The sequence below is a fragment of the uncultured Clostridium sp. genome, from assembly GCF_963515715.1.
Taxonomy (GTDB): Bacteria; Bacillota; Clostridia; order Clostridiales; family Clostridiaceae; genus Clostridium_AW.
In genome coordinates this window covers 1-18,060 of the sequence record NZ_CAUPZS010000046.1, presented here as the reverse complement: position 1 = coordinate 18,060, position 18,060 = coordinate 1, and the positions used below count along the sequence as shown (strand labels likewise).

Sequence of the window (18,060 nt, the reverse complement as noted above, 5' to 3'; positions counted from 1 at the left end):
ATTCTCTTTAGAATCGACTGGTTTCATTCCTCTGTTTAATTTTCAAAGACCGTTGTCCAATCGAGGACTATTTCATGTTATCATTAACTCTTTTGCTTGTCAAGAAGATTTTTAATATTTAAATATTTCATTTCTAACCTTCTTGCCCTGCGGGAAAACGACAAAAATGATTATAACACGCGAACCATAGTTATATCATAAATAAACTGCCAATAATTAATATTATATTTTAATTTCTTCTGTTTTCTTTAAATTTCATATAGTTACATATATAGATACACCAGATACAGTTGAGAGCATGCATAGCATTTTATTAATGAATTTTTTAAAATGATAACTATAAAACAATGATAAAAGGGATCTCATCTTTAATAAAATCCCTTTCTTTATTTCTATATAATTTTTTAACTATTATATATTAGATATTATTTACTATTTCTTTAAACCTATTTCCTCTCTCTTCAAAATTGGCAAACATATCAAAACTTGCACAAGCAGGAGATAAAGTGACAATATCTCCTGTTATAGCTATGTCTAAAGAAGTATTTACCGCTTCTTCTAAAGAATCTACTATATATATAGATATATTAATATTATTCTTTTTCATTTCTTCTTCAAAAACATGCTTTATTTTATCTTTAGTGTCTCCTAATAATATTAATGCTTTTACAAGCCCATATCCTTCTTTAGCCAAGGTATCAAAAGATATGTTTTTATCATATCCTCCTGCAATTAAAATAACAGGCTTATTAAAAGCTTTAAGGCCAGCTAATGTTCTTGTCGGACTTGAAGCTATGGAATCATTATAAAAATTTACTTCTTTTACTTCTCTAACAAACTCCATTCTATGAGATACTCCAGCGAAGTTAACTGCAACCTTCCTCATATTCTCTATTGAAACTTCTTTATATACACAGCAGAAAGCCGCCAAGAGATTTTCAACATTGTGCATTCCTTTTAATTTTATCTCTTCAACATTACATACTTTATTGCCCATTATATATAAGTTGTTATTATTATAATAAGCTCCATTTAAAACTTCTTCTTTTAAGCTAAATTGAATAGTTTTCCCTATTACTTCTTCTTTCATTTTATTTGTTATCTCATTATCTCTATTTAAAACTAATATATTATTCTCTTTTCCATATCTAAAAATATTCTTTTTAGCATCAATATACTCTTCCATATCTTTATGTACGTCTAAATGATTAGGACTTATATTTGTAATTAATGATATGTCTACAGGGCAATCTATGGTCATCAGTTGAAAACTGGATAGTTCCAATACAACCTTATCATCTTTACTTATTTCTTCTATTCTAGAAAATAGAGGGGTTCCTATGTTTCCACCTACCCATGTATTATATCCTTCTTCTTTTAACATGTTATAAACTAAAGTTGTTGTAGTGGTTTTTCCGTCACTTCCTGTTATTCCATAAATCTTAGCAGGACAATATCTTATGAACTCTTCCATCTCTGATGTTATATAAGCTCCCTTTTCTTTAGCTCTTAATAGAGCTGGTATATCATTTCTTACAGATGGCGTCTTAAATATTACATCATAACCATCTAATTTTTCTAAATAATCTTCTCCTAAAACTAAACTTACACCCTTCTTTTCTAGCTCACTTGTCACGCTTCCTAATTGCTCAGCAGTTTTTTTATCAAAAGCAGTAACATTTGCTTCTAATTTTATTAATAAATCTATCAAAGGTCTGTTACTTACACCCATGCCTAGAACAGCAGTTTTTTTATTTTTTATATACTCTTTAAATTCACTAAAACTCTTTTTCATTTTTACCTCCATTATATAGTGTCTTATAATTTAATTATATCACCTTTATATATTTCATATAATTATATATTTTAATTTTTAAACATATGTTAACAAACAATATCATTGTATAATCGTGTCGAAATTGTGCGAATTTATTTAATATAAAAACTTTAATATCGCATATTGCAATATTATATATCTTTATGTTATACTAACAACGTGCCGTAAGGAAACATTAATATAATTCCCCAAGTTTTAATTGAACATATAACATATCCCCATGATTAAACCCTATTTTTGCCGGTATAGATACGTAGTACCGGCACTTTTTTTATACTTTTATTGAAATTTAAAAGAGATAGCAGTATTTTTATACTGCTATCTCTTTATCTTAAAATTCTAATTTACATTCTATAAATTTCACTAATTCATCTATGTTTAATCTAATCTGTTTCATTGTATCTCTATCTCTTACAGTTACAGTATTATCTTCCAACGTATCAAAATCTATTGTGATACAATATGGGGTACCTATTTCATCTTCTCTTCTGTATCTTTTACCTATACTTCCAGCTTCATCATAATCTACATTGAAGTGTTTTGATAACATACTATAAACTTCTGTTGATTTTTCTGATAACTTCTTAGTTAAAGGTAGTACAGCCGCTTTAAAAGGTGCTAATGCTGGATGGAAACGCAATACAGTTCTAACATCTCCATCTTCTAATTCTTCTTCATCATAAGCATCTGCTAAGAATGCTAAAGTTACTCTATCAGCTCCTAGTGAAGGTTCTACACAGTAAGGTACATATCTTTCATTAGTTGTAGGATCTAAATAAGTCAAATCTTCACCTGAATGATTCATATGTTGTTTTAGGTCGTAGTCAGTTCTATCTGCTACCCCCCATAATTCTCCCCATCCAAATGGGAATAAGTATTCTATATCAGCTGTAGCTTTACTATAGAAAGATAACTCTTCTGCTGAGTGATCTCTAAATCTTAAATTACTCTCTTTCATTCCAAGATTTAATAAGAAGTTCCAACAATAATCCTTCCAATATTTAAACCACTCTAAGTCAGTATCTGGTTGACAGAAGAATTCTAGTTCCATTTGCTCAAATTCTCTTGTTCTAAATGTAAAGTTCCCTGGAGTTATTTCATTTCTAAAAGACTTTCCTATTTGAGCTATACCAAAAGGTAATTTTTTTCTAGTAGTTCTTTGAACATTTTTAAAGTTAACAAAGATACCCTGTGCTGTTTCAGGTCTTAAATATATTTCTGATTTAGCATCTTCTGTTACTCCTTGGAATGTTTTAAACATAAGATTAAATTTTCTTATATCTGTGTAATTCTTTTTACCACATTTAGGACAAACTATATTGTTTACATCTATATACTCTTTTAATTGTTCATTAGTCCATCCATCTGCTGATGCAACCTCTGCTCCTGCAGCTGACATATGATCTTCAACAAGCTTATCCGCTCTAAATCTAGCCTTACATTCTTTACAGTCCATTAAAGGATCTGAAAATCCTCCTACGTGACCTGAAGCAACCCATACTTCTCTATTCATAAGTATTGCACAATCCACGCCTACATTATATGGGCTTTCCTGAACAAACTTTCTCCACCAAGCTTTTTTAACATTATTTTTGAATTCTACACCCAAAGGACCGTAATCCCAAGAATTTGCCAATCCACCATATATTTCTGACCCCGGGAAAACAAAACCTCTATTCTTAGCTAAAGCAACTACTTTATCCATGGTTTTTTCAAATGCCATAATATTTCCTCCCTAATCTTTATTTTTTTGTATAAAAAAAGCAGTTACCACAAGGGACGAAAGAAACTCTTCCGCGGTTCCACCCTCTTTGGCAACAGCCCTGCTTTCACTATGTACACTCAAAAGCTCCCTTTATAATAAAACTTTAGCTATTTCCACCACCCATAGCCTCTCTTAAAAAGTTATTATCATTACTTTTCTTTTTCATCATGTAGTATTCATTTAAAATATATTTTATCAGAACTTAAATCATTGTCAATAGTCAAAAAATAAAAATGGCTCCGCGAAAAGGATTCGAACCTTCAACCTATCGGTTAACAGCCGAGTGCTCCACCGTTGAGCTATCGCGGAACGTTTATTACAAAGACTATTATATCATATTTGTTTATAAATGCAAGGGGGTTCTTTATATATTTTTTTATTCTATACAAAGTTATGCATTTACAATGATATCTATTAATATTGATTAAGAAATGAACCAATTACATTAAATATACTAAGAGGTACTAATGGTTTTACATAGTACCTCTTTTTTTAATATTATTGGTGGCTAGTTGGCTTCATAGTTGGGAATAATATAACGTCTCTTATAGAATAAGCATCTGTTAAGAACATTACAATTCTATCTACCCCTATTCCTAATCCTCCAGTTGGTGGCATTCCTATTTCAAGTGAATTAATGAAGTCCTCATCCATCATGTATGCTTCATCATCACCTAATTCTTTCTCTTGTAATTGTTGTAGGAATCTTTCCTTTTGAACTATAGGATCATTTAACTCTGAATATGCATTACATACTTCTCTTCCATATATGAATCCTTCAAATCTTTCAGTATACTCCGGATTACCTCTCTTCTTTTTAGTCAATGGAGATATTTCCACAGGATAATCCATTATAAATGTTGGTTGAATCATATGCTTTTCTGCATACTCTTCAAATAAAGCATTTAATATATCCCCTTTAGTGCAATCCTTTAATTCCTTTTTCAACTCAACCTTTTTCTCTTTAATAACTTCTCTGGCCTCTTCATGTGTCTTAATTTCATTAAAGTCTATTCCTGAATATTCTTTTACAGCATCCACCATAGTTATTCTTCTCCAAGGTGGAGTTAAATCAATTTCTGTTCCTTGATAAGTTATCTTAGTAGTTCCACAAACTTTTTCTGCTACGTAAGCTACCATATTTTCTGTAATTTCCATCATATCATTATAATCAGCATATGCTTCATATAATTCTATCATAGTAAACTCAGGATTATGTCTTATACTTGTTCCTTCATTTCTAAAGTTCTTTCCTATTTCATATACCTTTTCAAAACCACCAACTATAAGTCTTTTTAAATAAAGTTCTGTGGCGATTCTCAAATACATATCTATATCTAAAGCGTTATGATGAGTTATAAATGGTCTTGCAGCAGCTCCACCTGCAATTGGTGAAAGAACTGGTGTTTCTACTTCTAAATAATCTCTAGCATCTAAAAATTCTCTTATAGCTCTTATTGCTTTTGTCCTCTTAAAAAATGTTTCTCTAACATCTTGATTAACTATAAGATCTACATATCTTTGTCTATATCTTAAGTCTGGATCTTTTAGCCCATGCCACTTTTCTGGAAGTGGTTTAAGTGATTTAGCATTAAGTTCAAAATCAGTAATATGTATAGAAACCTCTCCTGTTTTTGTTTTAAAAACAGTACCTGTTATTGATAATAAATCCCCTATATCAAAGGATTTATATTCTTTTAATTTTTCTTCTCCTACATCATTAATTTTTATATACAGCTGAATTTTTCCATATCTATCATATATATCTGAGAATCCAGCCTTACCATGAACTCTCTTTGACATAAGTCTACCAGCTACAGTAACTTCTTTTCCTTCTAGCTCGTCATAATTTTCCTTAATCTGTTCTGAAGTATGAGTTCTATTAACCTTATAAACATCAAAAGGATCCTTTTCAGCTGCTTGAAGGTCGAAGAACTTCTGTCTTCTTTCCTTTATCAACTGATTAAACTCTTGTTCTTCTAAATTTAAATTCTTTTCTTCATTTGACATAGTATCTTTCCTCCAATATCAATCTTTTCTCACTGATAGTATTTTATACTTACTTACTCCATCAGGTATTGAAACCTCTACTGTTTCTCCTACTCTTTTACCTATTAAAGCTTTGCCAACAGGTGATTCATTTGATATTTTATTCTCCATGGGATCTGCTTCTGCTGATCCTACCATAAAGAATTCTACATCTTCATCAAATTCATAATCTTTTACTTTTACGATTGTTCCTACACTAACAGTATCTGCAGGTATCTCGCTCTCATCTACTATGGAAGCATTTTTAAGCATATTTTCTAGTTGCATTATTCTTCCTTCCACAAAAGCTTGTTCATTTTTCGCCTCATCATACTCGGAATTCTCGCTCAAATCTCCAAAAGAAAGCGCAACTTTAATCTTCTCTGTTATTTCCTTTCTTTTAACTGTTTTAAGATATTCTAATTCATCTTCTAACTTTTTAACACCCTCATATGTCATAATATATTTTTTTATATCACTCATTTCTTTCTCCCCTTTAAATGTTTTAGTGTAACACTTTTATATATTATTATCTTTTTATTTTATTTATGCATGAACATAAGACAACTGCTTAACAATCATTTAAGTTATTATAAATCAGCATAATATTCAATGTCAACTTGTGAGCTCATTCAAATATCAAAACTTCTCCATTAAACATTATGTTGTTCAAAAATACTCCATTGTACTTTAAGGACCTCTCTATATCTTTTTCTTCCATCTGACATAAAATTGCTCCTAAGAGTTCTATAGGAATATCATCTTTATCAAGCCAGGGTACTTTATAGGTAACATCGTTTATATATTGATTATTACTATTAAAAGTACTAAATAAGTTGTCTAGAGTCCAAATTGGTTTATCTGTGATTAAGTCCCCATCTCTTGAGGTCAGTATAAAGTCTCCGTTTTTAAAGGCGTGGTTTTTATCTCTAGTTATTATTGGCGATATACCGTAATTTGCCATAACATAATCAGCAAAAACCTTCGCCTTATCAGTATTATCAGTTAAAAACACAATATATTTAGCAAATTTAGAGAGACATAAAACACTCTCATAAATATGATAATCCGTTGGATCATATATTACTATGCAGCTATTTCTAATACTTTTGTTTTTCAATCTAAGTATTAGTTGCATACTAGAAACTATACTATATGCTAAAAGTTCTTTTTGAAACTTATTATAAACATTATAATCCATCTTTCTCCAAACCTTTGGTGCAACAATACCATATTCTTTCTTTAAATAACTCTTAGCTATCTCCATATTCCTCATATACGCATCAATATTTACGTTCATCGGAAAACTTATTCTCTTAATATTTAAATTTAAGTCTTTTAGGTAATTATCTTCGATTAATTTAATATTAAACCTATCTTTTATTCTGCTTATAATATCATGTCTTTCATAAATTTTATATTTTTGTGGCTGTTCAATTAACAAAACAGGTTTCATAATACTATACCCTCTATATTGATATAGTTTATTTATATGAATTTTAATATTACATAATTCAATTTTCTATAATATGTTCCTTATAATTTTCTAATATTGATATTAAGTTATAAGCCTTATCCTCTGAATTTACTATATTCTTTATTTTTGTGCAATCCTTTAATCCTTTTATATACCATGCAATATGCTTTCTCATTTCTCTAACGGCCTTATTTTCTCCATGATAATATACAGCTCTTTTTATATGTTCTATGCACATATCGATTACTTCTTCGTGTCCTGGGTAATATATAGGGTCACCTTCTAATTTTTGCTGTATCTGCTTAAATATCCAAGGATTCCCTAAAGCTCCTCTACCAATCATAATACCATCACAGTTTGTAAACTCTTTAATTTTCAAGGCATCTTCCGGGGTAAATACATCTCCATTGCCTATTACAGGTATAGATACATTTTCTTTAACTTTCTTTATTATTTCCCAATCCGCCTTGCCTTCATACATTTGCTGTCTTGTTCTTCCATGAACTGTAATACAATCTGCCCCTGAATCTTCCATGATTTTTGCAAATTCCACTGCATTAATACTAAGTTCATCATAGCCTTTTCTAAACTTTACCGTTACAGGTTTGTTAGTAGCCTTCTTTACAGCTCTTACTATTTGTGATGCTAATTTAGGATCCCTCATAAGAGCAGAACCTTCATTGTTCTTCACTATTTTAGGCGCAGGGCACCCCATGTTTATATCAATTAAGCATATATTATTATTTTCGTTAAAACAATCACAGGCTCTAGCCATAATATCAGGTTCATGACCAAATATTTGGACCGCAGCTGGAATTTCTTCTTCAGAAAACTCTAGCATACCTATAGTATTTTCGTTACCATAATATAATGCTTTAGCGCTTATCATTTCAGTGTATACGAGCCCACAGTCCATGTTTTTGCATAAGCCTCTAAAAGCTACATCTGTAACACCTGCTAATGGCGCTAAAAATACATTGTTTTCAAATTCCAAATTTGCTATTTTCATTAAAAGTTTTACTCCTTGTTTTTTTCGTAGATTATTCTTAATCCTTTCAATGTTAAGTAAGGATCTACTACATCTATACTTTTAGCTTCCTCATTTATAAGTTTTGCTAGTCCTCCGGTAGCAACTACTATTGGTTCTTCTTCGCCTAAGGCAATCATTTCTGCCTTCATTTTGTTTATAATAAATTCTACTAATCCACAATATCCATAAACCATTCCAGCTTGCATACTTGCAACAGTATTTTTGCAAATTACTGATGGTGGTTTAACTAATTCTATCCTCGGAAGCTTTGCTGCCTTTTGAAATAATGCTTCTGAAGATATTTTTACACCTGGACAAATAGCTCCGCCTAAATAATCTCCTTCTTTAGTTACTGAACAAAATGTAGTTGCAGTGCCAAAATCTATTATTATTAAAGGTTTATTATATAATTCATGAGCGGCTACAGCATTTACAATTCTGTCTGCGCCAACTTCCTTCGGATTATCATATTTTATATTAATTCCTGTTCTTACTCCTGGCCCAACTACTATAGGTTTTACTTCAAAATATTTTGAAATCATGTGTTCTATTGAATACATGATATTAGGTACTACTGATGATATTATAACTCCCTCAATTTCAGAAAGATTAATATTATTTTGTACAAATAATTGTATCACTTGAATACCATATTCATCTGCTGTTCTTATAGGGTCTGTGGATAATCTCCAATCAGCAATTAGCTCTTCATCCTTATATAAACCTAAAACGATATTAGTATTGCCAGCATCTAAAACTAAAATCAAAGCTAACACCACTTTCCTTATTAATTTGATAATATACACTGTCCTTCTGTATTATATAGAAAAAAACAGTAATTATACATAGATATTTACATACACACAATTATAAGTTAAAAAAGAGTATCTGTAAATTAAAAATCAACAGATACTCTTTTATTTAACAATAAATTCAATTGTATTTTTATTCCTTTAAGTAAATTTCTCCTACTTTAACTTTATACTCATCTTTTTTATTATATTCTATAGTTATCTTTTCGGGTATCTTTTCAATGTAGTCAAGTTTATACATAGCCTCATATTTATGACCTAATCTTAATGCCTTACAACTTAAAGAGCTTCCCCTTTCTTTTAATTTTTCTTCACCAACAAAGCTTATATAATAGTATTCAAACTCCTTATCAGCTTTAAAAGTTATAACCGTAGATATAGATGAGAAGCTTATTTTATCTACTATAAATTCTATTTCTTCGCCAGTATCATCTTTAAAGGTATATTTTTTATTTATGTTGTATGTTTTTATAGTGTCTTCTATTTTATTTTTCGATGCATTAAAGTTGAATCTCCAATCTCCACTTGTGTTGTTTATTTTATTAAAACTTATATCCATAGAAAAATTATTTGGTATATCATTCTTCTCTACATCATAATCCATCATAACTTGCACTGTTTTATCATCAATTATTCTATAGTTTCCTCCAGCCGCTCCCCTAAATTCTTTGTTGTTTATTTTAATGCTTTTATCTGGAGTATAGGGAAATGGACTTCTCTTCTTACTCATCAACTCTTCCACTTTCCCTTCAGTTTTTATAGTATAAATTATCATTAAACTATAATTATCCATAACAATTTCATCTAAGGTTACTTCATAACCTTTATCACTTTTAGTTTCTCCTATGACTTCTGCATAGTCCTGAAATTTTCCATTATAATTGTCTTTTTTGAAGCTAGAGAAAAAAGTACTTATATTAATATTAGGAAGCTTATCAGCAAAAACACTATTATTTAATGTTATAGCAGAAACTCCTAATACTAAAACCAACGAAGCTACCAAAGTTCTGTCTTTTCTTTTCTTTTTTACATGGTAAGTTTTATTCATTGAACTTTTAAATCTATTTTTTACTCTCTTCATAGTTATATCATCAATATCCATTACTTCTTTTTCTATTGAATCTACATCTAAACTAATTTCATTAAAATGCCCGAATATATCCCTCATCCATATATACCTCCTTGGAATTTTTATATTTATCTTTTAACTGCTTTCTACCTCTTGATAATCTCGTATATACCGAACTCTTTGACAATTTTAATGCAGTAGCTATATCCTCAATAGGCTGTTCTAAATAATATCTCATTATAAATATCTTTTTATCTGTATCATTCATATTATCTATATAATTATATAGCTCCTCTTTTTCTTCTTTTAATATCATGTCTTCTTCTATTGAAAAATCAGAAATTATACTGTATTGATCAATGTGTATCATTTCTTTTTGGTTAATTAGCCTTTTATAATAATCTATGGATTTATATCTAGCTATAACGCAAATCCAATTTTTGAACCTGGTCTCTTCTCCTTCTAATTCAATATTATCTTTCCCATGGTATTTATCAATATTTTCCCATATATTTAGCAACACATCATTCATACATTCATCAATGATTCCCTTATCATTAAATACTGATAATACTTTATATATAACTTTATAAAGGAGTCTTCCATATTCATCTACAAAAAAATCCATGGCCTGTGGATTTTTTCTTTTAATTTTTTGTATAAGGTTTCTCTCTGTAGTTTTCAATATATTTTACATCCTTTCATATAGTCTTAAGAGCTCTTCATATAATTACTACGGTTTACCACAGGTGTTTCTTACAGAAATAAAAAAAGATATAGGAAAATCCTATATCTTTTTTACTTATTTTAATCTGTCCATAAAATCTTTTCTATTAACTATATATCTAATATGTGTGCCTTCACCAATCTTACCTTTTTCATCCCAAGCACTTACTTTAAAGAAAAGTTTTTTTCTATCAACCTTTTCTAAAACTGCCTCACACTTAATCTTCATATTCATCGGTGTAGCTTTTAAGTGCTTTACGCTTATATCTATTCCTACAGTAGTAAATTCGTTGCTTAACTTAGGTCCTACACAACTTCGGGAAGCATTCTCCATAAGAGCAATCATTACTGGAGTAGCAAAAACCTCTAAATCTCCAGAGCCATGCTCTATAGCTGTATCCTTTTCTCCAACTTTAATTTCCATGGTGAAGCTCATTCCCTCTTTTAAGTTAAATTCCACTTTCATCACTCACTTCTACTTATTTATATTAGTTATTATTGAACACTTCTTCAAACTCATTTGCTTCTAATTTTTCTTTTTCAAGCAAAGCTTGAGCAACTGCGTGAAGTTTACTAATATTTTTATCAAGTAGGTTTTCAGCTTTTTTGTATGCTGTATCAATTAACTTTCTAATTTCTTTATCTATCTTAGAGGCAACTTCTTCACTAAAGTTTTTACCTTTACTAAAATCTCTTCCTAAGAATACTTCCTCATGACCACTTCCAAAAGCTATTGGTCCCAATTCTTCACTCATTCCATAGTCCATAATCATCTTTCTAGCTATAGTAGTTGCTCTATCAATGTCATTTTTAGCACCTGTGCTAATATCCCCGATTACTAGTTTTTCTGCTACTCTTCCTCCTAGTAATCCTACTATTTGATCTTCTAATTTTAATTTTGACATATATGAACTATCCTTTTCAGGTAAATGCATAGTATATCCCCCAGCCATACCTCTAGGAATTATACTTATTTGATGAACAGGATCAGCATGCGGTAATAGCTTCATAACAACCGCATGGCCTGCCTCATGGTAGGCTGTAAGTCTTCTGTCGTCTTCATCAATTACTCTGCTCTTCTTTTCTGGTCCAGCAATTACCCTTGTTACAGCTTCTTCCAACTCATCCATTTCAATTTCTTTTTTGTTTTTTCTTACTGTTAAAAGAGCTGCTTCATTCATTAAGTTTTCTAAATCTGCACCAGTAAATCCCGGCGTTCTTTTAGCTAATACATCTAATTTAATATCCGGTGATAAAAGTTTATTTTTAGAATGCACCTTTAAGATTTCTTCTCTTCCCTTAACGTCTGGCGCCCCTACTATAATCTGTCTATCAAATCTTCCTGGTCTCAATAATGCAGGGTCTAGTATATCTGGTCTATTGGTAGCAGCAATCATTATTATTCCTTCATTTACAGCAAAACCATCCATTTCAACAAGTAATTGGTTTAATGTCTGCTCTCTTTCGTCATGTCCTCCACCAAATCCTGCTCCTCTTTGTCTACCTACTGCATCTATTTCATCTATAAAAATTATACACGATGCATTCTTTTTAGCTTGCTCGAATAAATCTCTAACTCTAGATGCTCCAACACCTACAAACATTTCTACAAAATCTGATCCAGATATGCTAAAGAACGGAACCCCTGCTTCTCCTGCTATAGCTTTAGCAAGCAATGTTTTACCCGTTCCTGGAGGCCCTACTAGTAATACCCCTTTTGGTATTCTTGCCCCTACTTCTGTATATTTTTTAGGTTGCTTTAAGAAATCAACTATTTCAGCCAATTCTTCCTTTTCCTCATCTGCGCCAGCAACATCAGCAAAGGTTACTTTACGCTTATCTGGAGTAGCCATTTTAGCTCTACTCTTACCGAAATTCATTACATTTCTATTGCCGCCTCCACCTTGAGATTGTTGCATAAACATAAACCAAAATATTACAAACATCAGTATTAATATAGCACTAGGCAGATAATTCAACCATATAGGCGCTCTTGTCGGAGGTAAATAAGATTCTCCTACATCCCCGTTTCTATCATGCATACTTATAAAATTATTCAATCTCTCAAAAGGAACAAACACTTCAAATTGAGATCCATTTTTAAGAGTACCACTTACCGTTACTCTATCTTCCTTAACTTGAAAATCTTTAACTTCATTATTTATCCAATGCTTCTGAAATTGATTAAAATGTATTGTTGTTGAAGGTTCATTCGTTTTCGCTAAAAATAAAGCTGAGAATATAACCGCCACAAATATAACAACCCAGGCCGTTGCACTTGAAAATCTCTTATTCATTTTTGGCCCCCTCTCTTTCTAATTTATAATGTAAAATTGTATCATATGTAAAAATTGTTTACAATATTGTTAATATTAATTATTTATAGACTTCTTCCTTTAAAACACCCACATAAGGTAAGTTTCTATACTTTTCAGCATAGTCAAGTCCATATCCTACTAAAAACTCATCAGGAACTTCAAATCCCATATATCTTGCATTTATTTCTACCATTCTTCTCTCAGGCTTATTTAGTAGAGACGCCACTTCAATTGAAGCTGGTTTTCTTCCTTTTAAATAGTCCACTAAATATCTTAATGTTGTTCCTGTATCTATTATATCCTCTACTATCAATACATCTTTTCCCTCTATTTCAAAATCTAAATCCTTTAATATTCTTACTACTCCTGATGTAGTTGAGGAATTTCCATAACTGGATACAGCCATAAAATCAATGGAACAAGGAATATCTATTTCTTTTATTAAGTCTGCCATAAATGGGACAGAACCTTTTAATACTCCAATTAATAATAAATCTTTACCACTATAATCTTTACTTATTTGTTTACCTATTTCTTTAATTTTACTTCTTATTTGCTCTTCATCAAGTAATATTTCTTTTATGTCATCTTTCATTTTATTCATTCTCCAGCCTCTCTTTCAATAAAAATTTTTAATATATTTTTTGTAGATTTTTCAATCTTAAATTTTTCACTGATTCTATAATCTACAATCCATGCAATTTCTTCACCAAAACATATCAACGGTATACTATCCCTCTTCTCTTTAGGAATTTTTAAATCTATAAATAAATCTTTTAACTTTTTACTTCCCTTCATTCCTAGAGAAACAATACGATCTCCATCTCTTCTATATCTTAGTATAACATCATCATTTATTTTATCATAATCAAAATATTTTACATCATTATTTTTTAATTTTTCATTTATTTCTTCCATATTTATTATCTCTAAATTTACACATATATCCTCAGAAATTTGATTTTTACCTAATTGTAATTTATATTCACTCTTATTATTTTCTATACATAAGTCTAATTTACTTAAAATATGTATATCTCCATAATTATTAATAGCTACAAAGTTACCAGGCAACATTATAATCTTGCCTGTATTAAATTGTTGTAACTTTATAATATCATCAATATGTACTTTTTCATAATTAAATAAATTTCCCTTTAAAGAATTTATAGAACTTCTAATAACTCTAGATACTATGGCCTTATGTTCAAAGAATAATTCTTTTGATAAAATAATTCTATCCTTCTTTATACTAGTATATTTATTATAAAACTCCTTACTTAAAAAATCCATATAATCCATATCTATTGTAATATTTTCTACTAATCTATTAACTGAGTCTATAATATTACTATTGAAATTCTTTTCTATGTAAGGTATTAATTCTAATCTTATTTTATTTCTTGTATACACTGTCTCTAAATTAGTCTTATCTAATCTAGGTTTTAAATTATTTATAGAACAATATTCCTCAATTTCTTTTCTAGTTATATTTAATAATGGTCTTATATACATATTATCTCTTACGGGTTTTATACCTACAAGACCTTCAATTCCTGTTCCTCTCATTATTCTCATAAGAACAGTTTCACATTGATCATTTGCATTATGAGCTAAAGCAATTTTATTTCCTTGGACTTTTTTCATAACCTCATCAAAAAAAATATATCTTGCTTCTCTTGCAGCTGTTTCAAAAGACATTTTTTTCTCTTTAGCTAGATAAGTAACGTTTATCCTTGTGCTGTAAAAATCTATATCATAATGTTTACAAAATTCCCTTACATATTCTTCATCTTTATCAGATTCATCACCTCTTAAACAGTGGTTTATATGAGCTACATATAACTCTATTGAGTATTTTTCCTTTAAAGTGTTAAGAATATGTAACAAACATATGGAATCTGGACCTCCAGATACTGCCACAACTATTTTATCACTTTTTTCTATCATTTGGTTATCCTCTATAGTCTTAATAACCTTTTGTAGCAAGTCAATCACTTCCCTAGATTTTATAATTTTTATTATAACATAAATAATCGTTAAAAAACCAGAAATCCTCAATAAGTACTGTTGATTTCTGGTTTCTTGTTAATATAGAGAATACACCTTTGACACAATTACTGTCATATCATCTTTTACCTTTCCATTACTTAATTCTTTAACTCTACATATGATATCTTGACAAAGCTCTTCTGGATTATTGTATTTACTTTCTTGTAGATATTTTAGTAACCAATCCACTTTACCTGCTTCTTCATTATTGTAGTCTAATATTCCATCACTTAACATTACTAATATGTCTCCATTTCTAACTTGCTTTTTTATTATATCCACATCTACCTTATCTAAAACTCCTATAGGCAATGTTTTAGATTTTATAACTTCTACCTTGTCTTTAGACTTTATAAAACTTGGCACTGCTCCAACCTTCATGAAATTAGCTTGTCCTGTATAAAGGTCAATACTATTTAAATCTACGGTTGAAAATTTTTCATCTTCTGAAAATTTTATAGTCATAAGGGAATTAACTGTGTTAATAGCATTTATTTCAGTAAAGCCAGCTTTTAAAAACTTCTCAATAAGTTCCACAGCGGCACCACTTTCTTGGCAAGCTTCTGGTCCTGAGCCCATTCCATCGCTTATTAATGTTACATATGTACCATCTCTCATCTTATCATAAGCATAGCTATCTCCATTCAATTTCTCCCCATCTTTACACACTCTTCCTACATATGAAGATATGTGATACTTAGGCGTCTCCTCCAATGTGAGGCTACAGGTCTTAGTACACGTATCAATATTGCATCCCTCATTACTCACGCACATAACCTTACCCGTTACAGAATTTATAAGTGGAAGAACCTCCTTTATGCACCTATGTTTTCCACCACATACATTTAAGGATAATTTAATTACTAATTTATCTTTTTTATTATTATAACAAAATATATTTTTGTATTTTATATTGTTTTTATTCAGTACCCTTCTTAAGTCTTTTTCTGTATATTTATCAAACTGTACATCAACATCAATGTTTCTTGCCATCTCATCTACAGAATAAGCTATATTCCCAACTTGTGTGGCTAAATATTCCCTACATTCACTTAAGCTTTTTCTCCACATTTCATCTATAATATGATTTTTCATAATATCTTTTGTATTTTCAATTAAATAAGATCTTTTTACACATTTTCTTTCTAACTCCTTAGGTATATATCCTTTACATTCTTCGTACCCTTCTATGAGTTCCGAAAAAGCTGAATATGTGTAATAACTTTCTCTCTTCCAACATATATTTCTCATATCACAGTTAGTACAAACTCTGTCTGCTAAATTTTGTATTAATACACTACTCTTAGTTTTCATTCTTAACTTATCATTATCAGCTAAGTTTTCTAAGGTCTTCCTCATATCTAATAGCACCTGTGAAAAGTCCGTTAATCCTTCGTTGAATATTTCCTTAACATTATGTATATAATTTTCTTTTAAATTCTCCCCCTTTAATTGCCAATCTAATTCAATTTCCATCTTCTTATACAGTTTCAAAGGTATTAAATAGAATATTGCTAACGCTACTAATGCCTCCCCAATTTGAAACTGAACCCCTATATCTGAATATAATTTTAAAATTGAAAACATTACAATGTACGCAATTCCACTGACCCATTTTCCTGTTTCTTTAAATATACCTGCCATCAAACCACAAATTCCATAAGTACCTATGAATGCCACCATATTATTAGTAGATATTCCAATTATAGCTCCCAATGCTACGCCACAGGCTCCTCCTGCGGAACTATCCTTTACATATCCTATCATCACTATAAAAGTAAGGGCTATTATATTTCTAATAGAAAGCCCAAATAAGTTTATACCCCAAGTCCCTGCAATAAATAGAGATAAAGTAATAGCCATACTTATGGTTTCTTCACTACTGTATAGATGTTTATTTTTATATTCTTCAATGCATATCGTAGAATAATTGACAATATAATATATTGGGAAGATACATGCTAATTCAAATAAAGCATTAAAAATTGACAATCCCAGAGTAACATGAATGACAAATTTATTAAAAATAGCTAATTGAAAAAATATAATTCCTAAACTTATAATCAATTTTTTGTTTTTATCCATTTCATTAAATATATATCCAAATAAACTTAATGTTAATGCCTGTATAATATATATCCAAACATTTTTCACCGCATAAAAAACAGACAAATAACCCATAACCGTTCCTACACCGGTAACTATAGGAATTCTCTTATCCATTTTTAATATACTAACTATAAGAAATGCTATACCAAAAGGAGCCATCAAGTTAATCATAATAACTCTACTTATAAGTATACTACCTATAAAATAAAGTATATATTTTATGGGTAACGCCACGTTAAACATCTTTTTCTTTTGTATTTCTTTATGCAAATTTCTAATTCTTTGATATGGAAGTATATCCGCTCCATACTGCATAATTTACCCACCACCTCTAGATTTTTTTATTTAATTATAACAGAGGTGTATGGAAATAAATGTCATTTACTGGTAATAATTTATATTTTTTTTAGGACATATATTTATACTATTTAACATAAAAATTATACTTTAGAGAAAATTTGGAGTTTTGATGAGAATAAAGACGGGTATTATATTTTTTAATATAAATAAATGTTTTTATTAGATAAACAAAAATGATTACCTTACTAGGTAATCATTGCTTGGTAGCGGAAATAGGACTTGAACCTACGACACTCCGGGTATGAACCGAATGCTCTAGCCAGCTGAGCTATTCCGCCTTATTTCATTATGGTAGCGGAGGCAGGACTTGAACCTACGACCTTCGGGTTATGAGCCCGACGAGCTGCCAACTGCTCCACTCCGCGATATTATATTTTAGTGCTGAATACTCAAATCAAAGCTTAACTATTCCGCCTTATTTCATTATGGTAGCGGGGGCAGGACTTGAACCTACGACCTTCGGGTTATGAGCCCGAC

At 30.2% G+C, this 18,060-nt stretch carries 14 protein-coding genes and 3 tRNA genes; all 17 read right to left on the bottom strand.

Annotated features, from left to right (window positions below; genetic code table 11):
- Positions 1 to 418 precede the first annotated feature (418 nt).
- On the bottom strand, positions 419 to 1,795 hold the full coding sequence (gene murD / locus RYO54_RS19520) for a UDP-N-acetylmuramoyl-L-alanine--D-glutamate ligase (RefSeq protein ID WP_315122360.1): 1,377 nt from the start codon (positions 1,793 to 1,795) through the stop codon (positions 419 to 421).
- Positions 1,796 to 2,168: 373 nt separating this feature from the next.
- Complete coding sequence (locus tag RYO54_RS19515) at positions 2,169 to 3,560, bottom strand: glycine--tRNA ligase (protein ID WP_315122359.1); 1,392 nt, start codon at positions 3,558 to 3,560, stop codon at positions 2,169 to 2,171.
- Positions 3,561 to 3,836: 276 nt separating this feature from the next.
- Positions 3,837 to 3,911 (bottom strand) — tRNA-Asn (locus RYO54_RS19510).
- Between the two features lie 189 nt (positions 3,912 to 4,100).
- On the bottom strand, positions 4,101 to 5,612 hold the full coding sequence (gene lysS / locus RYO54_RS19505) for a lysine--tRNA ligase (RefSeq protein WP_315122358.1): 1,512 nt from the start codon (positions 5,610 to 5,612) through the stop codon (positions 4,101 to 4,103).
- A gap of 18 nt (positions 5,613 to 5,630) precedes the next feature.
- Entirely contained in the window at positions 5,631 to 6,113 is a 483-nt protein-coding gene (gene greA / locus RYO54_RS19500) for a transcription elongation factor GreA (RefSeq protein ID WP_315122357.1), read from the bottom strand.
- 145 nt (positions 6,114 to 6,258) lie between these two features.
- Positions 6,259 to 7,086: a hypothetical protein gene (locus RYO54_RS19495; protein ID WP_315122356.1), complete on the bottom strand. Its 828-nt coding sequence runs from the start codon at positions 7,084 to 7,086 to the stop codon at positions 6,259 to 6,261.
- 58 nt (positions 7,087 to 7,144) lie between these two features.
- A complete protein-coding gene (dusB, locus tag RYO54_RS19490) occupies positions 7,145 to 8,116 on the bottom strand; it encodes a tRNA dihydrouridine synthase DusB (protein WP_315122355.1) in 972 nt (323 codons plus the stop codon).
- A gap of 8 nt (positions 8,117 to 8,124) precedes the next feature.
- Complete coding sequence (locus RYO54_RS19485) at positions 8,125 to 8,904, bottom strand: type III pantothenate kinase (protein WP_315122354.1); 780 nt, start codon at positions 8,902 to 8,904, stop codon at positions 8,125 to 8,127.
- A 178-nt stretch (positions 8,905 to 9,082) separates the two neighbouring features.
- The gene (locus tag RYO54_RS19480; protein WP_315122353.1) at positions 9,083 to 10,117 is read right to left on the bottom strand and encodes a DUF4179 domain-containing protein; all 1,035 of its coding nucleotides are present in this window, start codon (positions 10,115 to 10,117) and stop codon (positions 9,083 to 9,085) included.
- On the bottom strand, positions 10,092 to 10,703 hold the full coding sequence (locus RYO54_RS19475) for a sigma-70 family RNA polymerase sigma factor (protein WP_315122352.1): 612 nt from the start codon (positions 10,701 to 10,703) through the stop codon (positions 10,092 to 10,094). Before RYO54_RS19475 ends, RYO54_RS19480 begins: the two co-directional genes overlap by 26 nt.
- A gap of 117 nt (positions 10,704 to 10,820) precedes the next feature.
- On the bottom strand, positions 10,821 to 11,204 hold the full coding sequence (locus tag RYO54_RS19470; protein ID WP_315122361.1) for a thioesterase family protein: 384 nt from the start codon (positions 11,202 to 11,204) through the stop codon (positions 10,821 to 10,823).
- Positions 11,205 to 11,232: 28 nt separating this feature from the next.
- Entirely contained in the window at positions 11,233 to 13,041 is a 1,809-nt protein-coding gene (gene ftsH / locus RYO54_RS19465) for an ATP-dependent zinc metalloprotease FtsH (protein ID WP_315122351.1), read from the bottom strand.
- 79 nt (positions 13,042 to 13,120) lie between these two features.
- Positions 13,121 to 13,666, bottom strand: coding sequence for a hypoxanthine phosphoribosyltransferase (gene hpt, locus RYO54_RS19460; protein ID WP_315122350.1), 546 nt, complete (start codon positions 13,664 to 13,666; stop codon positions 13,121 to 13,123).
- On the bottom strand, positions 13,663 to 15,051 hold the full coding sequence (gene tilS / locus RYO54_RS19455; protein WP_399549798.1) for a tRNA lysidine(34) synthetase TilS: 1,389 nt from the start codon (positions 15,049 to 15,051) through the stop codon (positions 13,663 to 13,665). The genes hpt and tilS overlap by 4 nt, the downstream gene beginning before the upstream one ends.
- Positions 15,052 to 15,150: 99 nt before the next feature.
- Complete coding sequence (spoIIE, locus tag RYO54_RS19450; RefSeq protein ID WP_315122348.1) at positions 15,151 to 17,538, bottom strand: stage II sporulation protein E; 2,388 nt, start codon at positions 17,536 to 17,538, stop codon at positions 15,151 to 15,153.
- 246 nt (positions 17,539 to 17,784) lie between these two features.
- A tRNA-Met gene (locus RYO54_RS19445) sits at positions 17,785 to 17,861 on the bottom strand.
- Positions 17,862 to 17,872: 11 nt separating this feature from the next.
- Positions 17,873 to 17,948: transfer RNA gene (locus RYO54_RS19440), tRNA-Met, on the bottom strand.
- Positions 17,949 to 18,060: the final 112 nt, after the last annotated feature.